Below are 13,410 nucleotides of genomic sequence, written 5' to 3' on the forward strand. Positions count from 1 at the left end.
GTCAGCCGCCATGCTAACTCGCATACTTCTGGGCTTGGCGGCCGGTGCCAATATCAGGCCCTGGACGCTTAGGCCGGCACCGGTCGGGACAAGTCTTGGCGGCGAACGGATCGCCGGCCATGGATAGCTCGCCCACCGTCGCCATCGTCGGCGCCGGTCCGGCCGGTTTGATGGCCGCCGAAGTGCTGGCTCAAGCCGGTGCCGCTGTTACCGTTTACGACGCGATGCCGTCGGCCGGGCGCAAATTCCTGATGGCCGGCAAAGGTGGCTTGAACATCACTCATGTCGAAGGTTTTGAAAGTTTTTTATCGCGCTACGGTGCACGGAGCCACGCGCTGGCCGGGTTTATACACGATTTCTCGCCGGAGATTTTGCGCCATTGGGCGGCCGAATTAGGCATTGCGACTTTCGTCGGCAGTTCTGGCCGGGTGTTTCCCAACGAAATGAAAGCGGCGCCGTTACTGCGCGCCTGGCTGCATCGGCTGCGCGGCAGCGGTGTCAAATTCCGGATGCGCCATCGCTGGCTGGGTTGGACCGACCAGCGGCTGCGCTTTGCGAGTCCGGACGGCGAAAAACTGATCGAAACCGATGCACTGGTCTTGGCCTTGGGCGGTGCCAGTTGGCCGCAGTTGGGTTCCGACGGCGCCTGGACTGAGCCCCTGGCCGAGCGCGGCGTGACCATCTCGCCGTGGCAACCCGCCAACTGCGGCTTCGAAACCGGTTGGAGCGATTATTTCCGCGAACGCTTTGCCGGCGAGCCGCTGAAGTCGGTGGCCTTGACGTTTGTCGGAAACGACGGCCTGGAATGCCGGCGGCTTGGCGAAATGACGATCGCGGATTACGGTTTGGAAGGCGGCTTGATCTATACGCTGTCTGCGCCGATTCGCCAGCAGATCGCCGCCAACGCCGCCGCCGTCGTCCATTTGGATTTACTGCCCGGCTTAACGGTCGAGGAAGCCGGCCAGCGTGCCGGGCAAGCGCGCGGCAAAATGAGTTTGAGCAATCATCTGCGCAAACGCTTGGGCCTCGGCGGCGTAAAAATGGCGCTGCTCCGCGAAGTCCTGAGCGCCGCCGAAATCAACGACCCGCACCGCCTCGCTATCGCGGCAAAAGCCCTGCCTATCCGCCTGAGCGTGGCCCGACCGCTGGCCGAGGCGATCAGCAGCGCCGGCGGCATAGACTTTGCCGAACTTGACCAAGGCTTGATGCTGCGGCGTTTGCCGGGGGTGTTCGCGGCCGGCGAAATGTTGGACTGGGAGGCGCCGACCGGCGGCTATCTGCTGACCGCTTGCCTGGCGACCGGCCGCGCCGCCGGGCTGGGCGCGGCTACCTGGCTGCAAGCACGTTGACATTTGCGGCGCGTCGCGGTTTGTTATCATAACCGTCTACCTTAACCGGCCGCCCGGGACTGCCGTTCCGAAGCGCCCCAACCCACGACGCTTGCCATGCAAATTCAGGCCACGCTGCAAAAACTGCTGGATAAACACGACCTCGACGGCGAGGAAATGCGCGCGGCGATGCGCGCGATGATGAACGGCAAGTTGACCGACGCCCAAATCGCCGGTTTTTTGATCGCGCTGCGTTGCAAGGGCGAAACCATAGACGAAATTGCCGCGGCGGTCGGCGTGCTGCGGGAGTTGGTGCACAAGGTGCCGGTGACGGGCAAACACGTCATCGATACCTGCGGCACCGGCGGCGACGGCGCCAATACCTTCAACATCTCTACGACGGCGGCTTTCGTGGTCGCGGCGGCCGGCGGTAAGGTCGCCAAACATGGTAACCGTTCGGTGTCCAGCTGCTGCGGCAGCGCCGATTTGTTGGAAGCCGCCGGCGTCAATCTGGACCTGCCGGCCGAGCAAGTCGGCCAATGCGTCGAAGACATCGGCGTCGGCTTTTTGTTTGCGGCCAAGCACCATAGCGCGGTGCGCCACACGGTCGGGCCGCGCAAGGAAATGGGCGTGCGCACGCTGTTCAACCTGATCGGCCCGTTGTCGAATCCGGCCAATGCGCCGCACCAGCTGATCGGTGTGTTCGACAAACAATGGCTGGTGCCGGTGGCCGAGGTATTGAAACGCCTGGGCAGCCGCCACGTGCTGGTCGTGCATGCCCACGACGGCCTGGATGAAATCAGTATCGCCGCGCCGACTGACGTCGCCGAACTGCACAACGGCGCGATCGGCACTTACACAATTACCCCTGAATATTTCGGCCTGCGCCGCGCACCGCTCGACAGTCTGGCCATCACCTGTGCCGAGGACAGCCTGACCATCGTCAAGGCCGTGCTGAATAATCGTCCCGGCCCGGCGCTGGACATCGTCGCGCTGAACGCAGGCGCCGCGATTTACGCCGCCGACCTGACCGACTCGCTGGAAGCCGGCGTCCGCCGGGCCTATGCGGTGCTGGCGGACGGTAGCGCGTTAGCCAAGTTCGAGGCCTTGGTAGGGTATTCCAAAGTCGGTTAAAGCATTGATTTTTTTCTAATCATTCGAGTAGCCACTCGGCGAGCGGCTGTTAGCTTGAAAGAGGGATTGAATCCGGGCCGTTTGGTTCGCCGGCCACGCTCTAGCCTTCCCTAGCGTCTACGTCGCAATCCGCCCACCAGCGCTAATCCCGATACGAACAACCCCAACGATGCCGGCAGCGGCACGGCGGTCGGCACGTTGGCTTGGAATACGCCGGGCACCGTGGCGGAGCGCAGGCCGGATAGGAACACCGCGCTATCCCAAAGCGGATCGTTGGAATCGGCAATGACGGCTTCCAGACTATGATTGGCCAGGGCTGGGTTCAGTAAGGCATTGACGGTCAAAACCGCCGTATAACCGTCGAACTCGAACGGAACCGAGCTGGCGCCGGCGTTGGGCGTCAGAAAGCCGTTGTCGTTTTGTACGGTGTCGGTGCACGGATAAACGCCATTGCTGCTGCAATTGTCCAGCACCACGAAGTTCGAGGCATCGAAGTGCGCGTAATTGACGCCGTCCACGACCAACGCAAAGCCGTCGCGGAAAATGCCGGTCCATTCCGGGTATTCCTCGGAGGCAAACACGAACTGGGTCGTGATGCCGTTGGCGCTCGACGCTGACGGATCCAGGGTAAAGTCGAACTTCAGCGAATTGGCGTCGTAGGTCATTTGCTTGCTGAGCTTGGAAACTTCGTAGCTCGCGCCGGTTCCGGTCACGCCGGTTGCCCCGCTGGACGTGTTGGAATGGGCAAAGTTAGCCATGCCGGTGGTCAGGACGATGCCGTCGGCGTTCACCACGCTGCTGAATTCGCTGGCGGCATAGACCCGCGCCTGGTCGCCCTTGCCGATGTAACTCACGTTTTGCGCGACGATGCCGCTGTTGGGCGCCCGCCAGGCATTCAACAATTGATTGCCGGTCACACTATCCACCGGCGTTTGCACCGGCGGGGGAGTGACTTTTATCGTCTCCAGTTCGGTTTCGGTGATTTCCGGTGTGTCGGCATCGTTTTGCTTTTCCGCGCCGTATTGCAGCACGTAAAGGTCCGAAGCGGAGGGATTGTCGTCCACGGTGCCGCTGTTACCACCGCCTCCGTTCCCGCCATTTCCACCACCGCCGTTACCGCCTCCGGCAGCCCAGGTTGCGTTCGTAGCCGCCAGTAAAACTATTAGTACAGCCAAATTCACGATTTTCATATTCGATCTTTCTTCTTCAGGGTTAAAGGTCATTCGTTTCCCAGCTCGGTGATCCGATCGGGGCCGGTTAGATTGGAAATCCCTTCCGCGCCGTTCGGTCTCGCTAACATGTGTTAATGCGAACTGGCGCGTAAGAAGTTCAATCGGATAAATTTTCGGTGCGAAATGAGGTTAAGAATTGGGCTGCGCGATAACGACGCAGTTTGAAAGGCCGAAGCCCGCGTAAGTCGTAACGGACGCGGGCAATACCGGGTTCACGCGCCGACGCGAGGTATCAACCGATTTCGATAGCCGCGGCTGTCCTAAATCCAAGGCTTATCGGGGCCGGGGCGGCCGATTGACGACGGCGCCGTGAAGCAATATGATCGCCGCCAGAGTTGTCATTCTGTTGTCTTGATTCCGGGCGAACCGCGATGGCGCCAGATTCAGCGACTCGCCACACATGCGTTCTGCTTTACTCCATCAGTCACCTATAGTGCGGGCAAGAAGTCGAACTTATGCCACTTTAGCGTGCCGGGAGCTTCATGACCTTTACCCAGTCCCACGTTTTAAACCCTAGTCTGTCTCATCCGAAATATCGCCCCGATATCGATGGCTTGCGAGCCATCGCCGTGCTGTCGGTCGTTGCGTTCCATGCCTTTCCGAACGGTTTAAAAGGCGGCTTCATCGGCGTCGATATCTTTTTTGTGATTTCCGGCTATTTAATTTCCACGATCGTTTTTCAGAATCTGGAAAAGGGTACGTTCAGTTTCAGCGAGTTTTACATCCGCCGGATCAAACGTATTTTTCCGGCGTTGATTCTGGTATTGGCGGCAAGCTTTACGTTCGGCTGGTTCGCGCTGTTTGCCGACGAGTACAAACAGTTGGGCAAGCATATCGCCGCCGGTGCCGGCTTCGTGTCGAATCTGGTGTTGTGGAATGAGGCCGGTTATTTCGACAGCTCCGCCGAAACCAAGCCCCTGCTGCATTTGTGGAGCTTAGGTATCGAGGAACAGTTTTATATTGTCTGGCCGTTGTTGCTGTGGCTGGCGTGGCGGAAAAATTTCAATTTGTTTACGGTGACGGTGATCGTCGCTATTGCCTCGTTTTATTTGAATGTTCGCGGCGTATTGAACGATTCGGTCGCCACGTTTTACTCGCCGCAAACTCGGTTTTGGGAACTGCAGTGCGGCAGTTTGTTGGCGTGGATGGCCTTGTACCGCAAGCACGCCTTCGCATCGGTTCGACACAGGCTGGACGGTTGGCTGGTGGCCGTCGTCTATCGGGAGGGCCAGCCGGTGGATGGCAGAACCCTGGCGAACGTGTTGTCTTTCCTCGGTATCGCGCTGTTGATTTACGGGTTCAGCGTCATCGACAAGGACTCCGACTTTCCCGGCAAATGGGCGATATTGCCGATGCTCGGCGCGGTATTGATCATATCGGCCGGACCGAATGCTTGGGTCAATCGGAAGTTGTTATCCAACCGGCTAGCGGTTTGGGTCGGTCTCATCAGCTTTCCGCTATACCTGTGGCATTGGCCGCTGCTGTCCTTCGCTCACATCATTCAAACCGACGAGCCCAGTGCCAATATCCGAATCGCCGCAGTGCTGTTGACGGTGGTTTTGGCGTGGTTGACGTATGCCTTGGTCGAGAAACCGATCCGCTTGGGTAAGCACAGCGGCGCCAAGACCTTGACCTTATTGCTGCTGATGCTGGGGATCGGAAACGTCGGCTACCAGTTATATCTGAAAAACGGCCTGGAGTTTCGGGATGCCGACGCGCTCAGTAAAACCCAGATGTTCGCCGATGTGAACGGCACCGTGCTGTTCAATACGCCGGAAGATTGGGTAGACGATCGATGCCGCGCCGAATTGGGAGCCAGTTACAATTACTTGATCTGTCGATTTACCAGCGCCACGCCGAAAACCTTGGTGGTAGGCGACAGCCACGCCGCGCAGTTTGTCTACGATTCCATTTCTCATGGCGCCGACGATCTGGCGCTGGTGGCGGTGAACGGCTGTCTGCCGTTTATCGATTTGGTTACGATCAATCCGACCGAGCAGTACGAGGAAAAGTCGACGCGTTGCAAGGTCATCATGCCCATCGTGCTGAAACTGTTGCGGGATTTTCCGTCGATACAGCGGATTGCGTTTGCTACCCGAGGCGCGATGTATATCGAAGGCTCCGGTTACGGCAATACCGAAACCAAAAATGTTTATCGGATTATCAACGGTCCCGACGATGTATTGGTGGAAAATTATCACAAGTTTATCGACGGTTATTTGGATTCGATTAACCCGATCCTAAAACTCGGAAAAGAAGTAGTGTTTATCGAAGACGTGCCGGAAATTGGCGTCAAGGCCAAAAATTGCGTTGACGAGCGGCCGTTTCATATCAGCCCGAAAGATCGTCCGGAATGCAGCGTATCCAGAACGTCGTTCGACAAACGTAATGCGAATTATCGGAAGGCGGTGGATTCCATCGTTAACTCGACCCAGCATCGAGTTAAGGTGTTCTCGGCCTATCAATATTTGTGTAACGATGTTTCTTGCGGTGGCATGCGGGACGATATGTCTTACTTTTACGACGACGACCATCTTTCGATGCGCGGCAGCCATTTTATTTTTGGAAAGTTCGCCGAATGGCTGGACCGGTAAACCGGCCAAGCATTCCGAAGTTCGAGTCCGCTTCCGGGCATGCCGGCGCCGAAGGCGTATTGTGCTGTCTGAGAAGTCCTCTAATCCACTTGTAAACCGCGACTGATTCCGTTCAGCTGTGTGGAATGGGATATTTGGGACGCGCGGAAGATTAACGTAATCAATTCAAGGGCGACGATCACCTTAGTTTTATCAAAATCGCTAAAAATAGTTTTCGCTATTTTTAATGGCTTAGCACACGAACTGAATAGCGATAACCAACCATTAGGATTGATAACATGCAATCACTGCAAGCCGGCGACCAAGCCCTATTTCCCCTGAATATCCCCTTATTCCCAAAATGCACTTTACAACTGCAAATATTCGAACAGCGCTATATCAAGATGATATCTGCTTGTTTACGAAGTGGATCGAGTTTTACCGTATGCTTGCTGCGCGAGGGTTTTGAAAAACAGGAAGTGCTTGTTAATGCCGATTCACCCGCAAAGAACGAGTCAATTTTTTATTCAATCGGCACCAGCGCTAAAATCATCGACTTTGGCCAAATGCCCAATGGCTTGCTGTCTATCTCTTTACGGGGCGAGCAACGCCAACGTCTGGACCAAATTCATCAACAAGCCGATGGACTGTGGCTTGCCAAAACGGGCAATTTAGAGGAAGTAAACGTTTGCAACGGGGAAGTTCTACCTATTTGGGCAGCCGTTTTGAAAAGTTTGATCCAAAGTGGCGTTGTCAGCTGTTCCGAGGCGGAACTTTACGACCACCCGGAACTAGCGATGAATTATTTTGCCATGTACGCACCTCTGCCATCGCATTTGAAGCAATCTTTATTGGAAATAGATGACTTACAAATTCGCTGGCAACGTTTGCAAGAATTTACCGCGCAAAGCTTAATTAAGGTTTAGATGTAATGATTTAGCCTGAATAACACGTGGCCTTAATCCAAGTTTCGCCTTTTAAAACGAGAGAGTGAGGGGAATATATTTAAATAATCCGCTATCCCTCATTTTCAAAGGGGGGGGCAGATCGCTGAGCAGTGACAAAATCCGTTTGATTGCAAGCTGGCACGGAAATTTCTAAGTAGTCCGGACACTCGCAGAAACCGCCGGATCGAGCGCGTTGGACGAGTGCCATTGTTTAGAAATCGAACATAGACATTGTTCATCTGCCTGCAATTCGAACACTTGCGCCACTAATGGATAATTTGAGATACCCGCGTATCGCGTTTGGCATGGTCTTGGCCCTAAGCATTTCCCCCTCTTCGGCGACCGACGCCCACATCAGCGACAAAGGCCTGTACCGGGTGAGTTGGCAAAGCTTGGCGCCGGAACTGACGACCGATTTGATACACGAGTGGCTATTGCATGTGGAGACCGCTGACCGACGTCCGGCGGATAACCTGATCATCACCGTTTCCGCCCACATGCCGGGACATGCGCACGGCCTGCCGACTCAACCCAGGGCGACTGCGTACCTCGGCAACGGCGACTACCGAATCGCCGGCATGAAATTTCAAATGAGCGGCGTTTGGTGGGTACGCTTCGATTTTTGGCGGAAAAACCGGCGCGACTGGGTGATCTTCGAGGTGCCGGTCAAATGAGCGTCCCGTTCAAACCCGAGCTCGCCTCAGCGGTCGGCCGGGACGATAAGCCCGGTGCCGTAGACATTCCTAGAAACGAACCGCTTCCCCGGCAACGGCCGACTCGTTTGGCCAAGCGCTTGGCGGGCGGTTGGACTCTGCTCCTGGTGTTGAGCGCGACCAATGCTGGGGCGATCGATTCCGGACTATGGTCCGATAGCGAACTGACCGCGCTGCGCTCTCTGGCGCTGTCCAGTCTGCCGCCGTTACCGGCCGATCCGTCCAACCGCTTCGCCAACGACCCGGCGGCGGTGGCGTTGGGGCGGCGCTGGTTTTTCGACCAAGGGCTCAGTTCGAACGGCAAAGTCGCTTGCGCCAGTTGTCACGATCCGGACCGGGATTTCCAGGACGGCCGAGACCTGGCGAAAGGCGTCGGCCGAACCAACCGTCGCGCGATGCCGCTAGCGGGCATGGCTTACAGCCCGTGGCTGTTTTGGGATGGTCGCAAGGACAGCCAATGGGCGCAGGCGCTCGGTCCGCTGGAAAACCCCAACGAACACAATCTGACCCGCGGCGGTTGCGCCAAATGGGTGTTGGCGCATTACCGGTCCGAATATCGCGCTGTGTTCGGAGAGCCGCCCGATCTGTCGGCGCTGCCGGATAACGCCGGTCCGCTGGGCGACAAGCGAGCTCGGCGTGCTTGGATCGGGCTCGACGATTCGGCGCGCGACGCAGTCAATCGCGTTTTCGCCAATGTCGGCAAAGCCATCGCGGCTTTCGAGCGGCGCATCGCGTGGAACGAAAGCCGGTTCGACGCCTATGTGCGGGCCTTGGGGGAACAGGCTCCGGCCACGCCGGAAAACTCGTTGAGCTCGGAAGAGATCGCCGGACTGAAACTGTTCATCGGCAAGGCCCATTGTGTCGAATGTCATCGCGGGCCATTGTTCACCGATCTGGATTTTCACAATACCGGCGTGCCGGCCCGTCCCGGCTTGCCCAAGGATTGGGGCCGCTTGACCGGCGCGGAACAGGTCGTCGCCGACGAGTTCAATTGCCTAGGCCGCTACAGCGACGCCAGTCCGGAGCAATGCCGGGAGTTGAGCTTCATCAACAAGGGTGAGCGACGCCTGTTGCGGGCCTATAAGCCGCCCAGTTTGCGCAACGTCGCGCGGCGTCCGCCCTATATGCATGCCGGACAATTCGCCAGCCTGGAAGCGGTGATCGGCCACTATAACCGGGCGCCCGCCGCCCCGGCCGGACACAGCGAAATCAAACCCTTGCATCTGAAGCCTGCCGAAATTCGCCAACTGACCGCCTTTCTGAACACGCTGAGCGGCACCATCGATAGCCGCCCGGCCGACGCGCGACCGCCTGAGTCGTCTCGATAGCCTGTCAGCGCTCGAAGAGGCTTGCCTTGAACTGGCACGCCCGCAATCAAGCGCGTCGTGGAAACCGAACCGATTCCGTTCAGGAGTGCCCGTGGGCTTAGGCTGGCGGTTTACACGGACGTGCAAAATCCCGTGCCCGCCGACAAGCCGGCGGACGCATCTATTCGGGAAGAGGACCGAAGGCGCCGGAGGTTTTGGGTGAAACCCCGCGCCCGCGCTACGGCCGCGCTTTAATTACGCTTGGGACAGTTTTCGCAACGCGTTTCCCAGCCGGTTTGCAAGGCCAGATCCATTTTGGCTTCCAGTCGCGCCAAATGCCGGTTCAGCGCGCGAATTTCCTGATGTAGGGATTGGTTGTTTTCGTGTATGTGCTGGAAGTGGGTCTGAAAGTATTTTGGCAGCGGAAATAGCTCGATAAAATCGGATTCCGGTTTAGCGGGCCGTTTGCTTTTCTTAGGGGCCTGAATATTTTGGGATTGCGATACTGTCGTCAATTGCGTCATTGGATAACTCCTTTTCAGTCAATGCGTTCGTCTCGGCGAACGCTGGATAAATCCATCCGGGATCTCTCGGGTGTGCATCCTTGCCCGTTGCCGATGCCGGACCCGCCGGCGCCGACAGATTCATTTCGCGGCGAAGGGGTGCTTGGCACCGGCCTTAGCCGCAATCACTTCGGCCGCGCCGGGTCGGTGGGAAACCGCCCGTTCGATAGCCAATTTGGTTGCTTGGTAGTTGTAGCGTTCGATTTTGTTGTCGTCCTCGGCGGCCCAGTGGATGAACACGCCGACCGAGATGAACAAATCGTCGGCCTGCTCGAGCGGGATCGTGCCGTTTTCAACCGAATCGGCCACGGCCATTGCCACGCCGCGCTGGGCCGGGCCGAACATTTGCACGGCCTGCCTGGCGCCCTTGATCGTGACTTTGTTGAACAGGATCGTGGCCGGCTTGACCATCAAATTCGGCGCGACGACGGCCAACAGCGTCGAAAAGCCCTCTTTGTTGTTGGTCAAGGCCAGTGCGAACGCGGTTTCGGCGGCGGAGCCACGCGGCCCCAGGATCAGGTCGATATGAGCAATCTCGTTGCCGTCGCCGACTAAGGCTTCCCCGACGCAAAGATGAGTGATTTTCGTCATGACGGTTTGTCTCGTGAGAGGTTAAAGCTTAACGCAACATGTAGTCGGCGATGGCCTGCAGTTCGGTTTCGCTCAGATGCGGAAAACCGGGCATTTGCATGCTGTTCTCGCGCTTCTTGCCGGGATTTTGGGTCCAGCGGATCAGGCCCTTGGCGTCGCCGGCGTAAATTCGGCGGATTTCCCCCATGTCCGGGCCGACCGTCGGCAGATTAATATGGTGGCAAGCCGCGCAATTGCGCTGAAACGCTTGTTCGCCGAGATCGACCGGTTCGCTTTGTTGCGCCAACGCGGCCGATTCCGCCTCTTGCCTGGCGTCGGCCGCCGCCGCCAGATAGTTGGCGGTTTTCTGGGCGATCGCGGCTTTATGATCTTTCAACGCGTGTTCTCGATACTGGTGGCGGGCCACGGCCATTGCCAAGATCGTGCAGGCGAACAGAACTATGATTCTGCTGAAATGCCTGTCCAGCGAGTTGTCTGGGTTCACCAGATTGCCCCACATCCAGTACAGCGCCGGAATACCGAAACCGCCGCCGGCGAACAACAACAAGGTGACGCCCCAGCTCATGCCCTGGGCCGGAAGACTGACGAAGACCACCAAACCGGACAATATTTGAAAGATGGTCGCGCCAAACGCAAAGGCGTAGAAAAAGCGGCGTACCGATTGCAGCAACGGTTGGCTGAGTTTGACCTCGGCTTGAAATGCCGGCCGGCCGCTCCACCACACGAAAAACAGCGCGCTGAATAAAATCGCCGCCGAAACGAAGTGCAAGTATCGCTGCAACACGTTCGGCAACAACATGGCCGAGAAAAAGCCTTTCACCTCCGGCCAATATTCCGGAAACAACATCAGATTGACGTTGGTCATGTAGATCAGCGGAATAAACAGGAACAGTGCCGATTCCAGCGCGGCGATGCCGATATGCAATTCCGGAATGTTGACGAAGCGATCCCACCAAAACTTATGCGCGTAGGCCAGCAGAAAAGCGACCGCCACCAGTGGGATTACGGCCATCCAGGCGCCGCCGATCAAGGCGCTGGACGCATAAAACTGCGGCGCGTACAGCGTGTTGATGATCAACAGCGGAGCGACGCCCATCACCACCGCCAGACTTTTGTTGACGGTGACCGCCTGGGCGATTTTATAGGCCAATCGCTCGTATTCGATCTGCTTCAGACCCTTGATCTGGCAGAACAGGCTGAACAGCGATCCACCCAGCATCATGTGCACGAACACAATATGCACGATGAACGAGACGATCAACAAGACTTCGAGCAATCCCTCCGGCGCCGGCAGCGGAAGCGGGATGTCGCGAGGTACTGGAACATTCATGTCGGGTTTCCTGATTATGGATGAGTAAGATCGGGGATACTGCCGTAGTGCGTCGAAGCGGCCACGTGATCGGGCTTGGGAATGCCGGTGACCTGAACGCCTTCATACGACTGGGCGCGGTTTTGCAGCGAAGCCAAATAAACCGCCAGCGCGGTCAGTTCTTCCTGGTTGCCTGGGAACGGCGGCATGAAATAGCGGGCGCCGTGCATGTTTTCCAGATAGGCCGCAATCACGTCGGCGTTCCAGCGCTGGTCGCCGTACATCCTGACCAATTGGGCGCGAATGCCGTTGACGCCCTTGACGGTGTGGCAACGGGTACAGGTCAGTTGAAACACTTCGCGGCCGGCGATGGTTTGGTTGTCGGAGCGTATGTCGCGCACGCCGGCGTAAACCGCGTGCTTCAAAATTCCGTCGCGCCGCAGCAAAGGGTAGTCGGCGACCCGTATGCCGTTGGCGTACATGTAGTTACCGATGATGAAGGGCTTGCGGATGAACTCGCGGACCCGCTCGAATTGTCCCAGCATCACGCACAACACCAGCGCCGCCGCCACATACTGGCCGCCGTGCAAACGGCCGGGACGGCGCAGGCTGTCCGCCAGCACCCAGCCGACGAACAGCAGGCCGGCGATCAGCACCCATTTGAAATTGGCGAGCCAGTCGGTATAGGCCTGGGTGGTGATCGCGACCGGGATATTGGCGAGCATGTGCGCCGGCACCACGCTGGAGTACCACCATGCGGCTATCGCCAGCAGAGCGGTCCACAATGCGGTCCAAACGCATATCGTGCGCGCCAAGCCTTCTCGAAAAGTCGTGTCGCGGTCGGTAAACCAATAGCCGAACGCCATCATCGTCATGCCGCCCATGACCATGGCCAACGAAGTTCTGAAGGCTAGCTGCGGCAAGTACATCGGATTGAACAGGCCGGCCCACAAGGACTGCCGTTCGTGCCAGTCGCCGGGGTCCATCATGAATCCGAGGATTGCGACGATGATGGCCATCGTGATCCACGAAAACGCCGCCAACATCACGCCAAAGCGCATATGGCGGCGTTTGGCTTGCGCCGATTCGGTCGAGTTCGGCCAGCTCAGGAAATACAGCATGATCAGCGAGACTTCGCTAACGAATACGATCCATTCGACGAACCAGCCCCAGAAAAACACCCGGATCAAACTGCCGATGGCCGCCGGATTGACCAAGGCCGCCGAAAACCAGATGCCGACGCCGGTCAACGCGCCGACCGTGGTTGTCACGATGAATATCACTTTCAACAAGCGGTAGGCCAGGGTGTCCCAGCGCGGATCGCCGTGACGAATACCGGTATATTCCAGCAGAACCACGATCGGCAGGGCGCCGATCGCGAAGGCGTGATTAATCAGTACGTGCAGTATCGCATCGACCGCGATCAACAGGCGGTTACCGATGAAATCGATATGAAATATTGGAAAATCCATGTAGGTCCCTAAGCAAAAGTCAGATTTGCCTCAGCCCAAGGCAAATGCCGTGCCTGTTTTGCCTAACGAGTCTGCCGCGCCGCGCACTGCAAGGCTTGGCGTTGGCAACAAAAATTTCGCCCGGCAAAATGGATCGCCATTTGTAGCGAATCGGCTCGGCGAAATAGTGTAGAAACTGGACAGGTATGCAGAAATTAAACGGACAATAACTGCCCGATCCGTCGGGGAATCGCGGCGGCGG

Annotated in this window: 11 protein-coding genes; 6 read left to right on the top strand and 5 right to left on the bottom strand. The window is 57.6% G+C overall.

The genetic code is table 11. The features are described 5' to 3' along the window. The first annotated feature begins 44 nt into the window (after nucleotides 1–44). Entirely contained in the window at nucleotides 45–1,349 is a 1,305-nt protein-coding gene (locus BJL95_RS18930; protein ID WP_302848354.1) for a TIGR03862 family flavoprotein, read from the top strand. Nucleotides 1,350–1,445: 96 nt separating this feature from the next. Beyond that, nucleotides 1,446–2,462, top strand: coding sequence for an anthranilate phosphoribosyltransferase (gene trpD / locus BJL95_RS18935; RefSeq protein WP_071160182.1), 1,017 nt, complete (start codon nucleotides 1,446–1,448; stop codon nucleotides 2,460–2,462). Nucleotides 2,463–2,572: 110 nt separating this feature from the next. Here trpD and BJL95_RS18940 read toward each other — a convergent pair whose 3' ends face one another. Further along, nucleotides 2,573–3,526 carry a choice-of-anchor L domain-containing protein gene (locus BJL95_RS18940; protein ID WP_139306333.1) on the bottom strand — a complete coding sequence of 318 codons (954 nt, stop codon included), beginning with the start codon at nucleotides 3,524–3,526 and terminating at the stop codon, nucleotides 2,573–2,575. A gap of 650 nt (nucleotides 3,527–4,176) precedes the next feature. On the opposite strand from BJL95_RS18940, the gene BJL95_RS18945 reads away from it, so the two are divergent. From BJL95_RS18945 to BJL95_RS18960, 4 genes are all read left to right on the top strand, one after another. Then, nucleotides 4,177–6,288, top strand: coding sequence for an acyltransferase family protein (locus BJL95_RS18945; RefSeq protein WP_071160187.1), 2,112 nt, complete (start codon nucleotides 4,177–4,179; stop codon nucleotides 6,286–6,288). 278 nt (nucleotides 6,289–6,566) lie between these two features. Next, the gene (locus tag BJL95_RS18950; protein ID WP_071160189.1) at nucleotides 6,567–7,193 is read left to right on the top strand and encodes an LON peptidase substrate-binding domain-containing protein; all 627 of its coding nucleotides are present in this window, start codon (nucleotides 6,567–6,569) and stop codon (nucleotides 7,191–7,193) included. A 290-nt stretch (nucleotides 7,194–7,483) separates the two neighbouring features. After that, nucleotides 7,484–7,888: a FixH family protein gene (locus BJL95_RS18955; RefSeq protein ID WP_071160191.1), complete on the top strand. Its 405-nt coding sequence runs from the start codon at nucleotides 7,484–7,486 to the stop codon at nucleotides 7,886–7,888. Beyond that, nucleotides 7,885–9,255: a cytochrome-c peroxidase gene (locus BJL95_RS18960; protein WP_083386162.1), complete on the top strand. Its 1,371-nt coding sequence runs from the start codon at nucleotides 7,885–7,887 to the stop codon at nucleotides 9,253–9,255. The genes BJL95_RS18955 and BJL95_RS18960 overlap by 4 nt, the downstream gene beginning before the upstream one ends. 230 nt (nucleotides 9,256–9,485) lie before the next feature. Here the strand turns inward: BJL95_RS18960 and BJL95_RS18965 are convergent, their stop codons facing one another. The 4 genes from BJL95_RS18965 to BJL95_RS18980 all read right to left on the bottom strand — a co-directional run bounded on the left by BJL95_RS18965 (nucleotide 9,486) and on the right by BJL95_RS18980 (nucleotide 13,169). Beyond that, nucleotides 9,486–9,758 carry a hypothetical protein gene (locus BJL95_RS18965; RefSeq protein WP_064026342.1) on the bottom strand — a complete coding sequence of 91 codons (273 nt, stop codon included), beginning with the start codon at nucleotides 9,756–9,758 and terminating at the stop codon, nucleotides 9,486–9,488. 120 nt (nucleotides 9,759–9,878) lie between these two features. Then, a complete protein-coding gene (gene fae / locus BJL95_RS18970) occupies nucleotides 9,879–10,388 on the bottom strand; it encodes a formaldehyde-activating enzyme (protein ID WP_071160193.1) in 510 nt (169 codons plus the stop codon). A 28-nt stretch (nucleotides 10,389–10,416) separates the two neighbouring features. After that, nucleotides 10,417–11,718: a c-type cytochrome gene (locus tag BJL95_RS18975; RefSeq protein WP_071160195.1), complete on the bottom strand. Its 1,302-nt coding sequence runs from the start codon at nucleotides 11,716–11,718 to the stop codon at nucleotides 10,417–10,419. A 14-nt stretch (nucleotides 11,719–11,732) separates the two neighbouring features. Then, nucleotides 11,733–13,169, bottom strand: a complete 1,437-nt coding sequence (locus tag BJL95_RS18980; RefSeq protein ID WP_071160198.1) for a cytochrome c — start codon at nucleotides 13,167–13,169, stop codon at nucleotides 11,733–11,735. Nucleotides 13,170–13,410: the final 241 nt, after the last annotated feature.

Source organism: Methylomonas sp. LWB, from assembly GCF_001856095.1.
Classification (GTDB): Bacteria; Pseudomonadota; Gammaproteobacteria; order Methylococcales; family Methylomonadaceae; genus Methylomonas; species Methylomonas koyamae_A.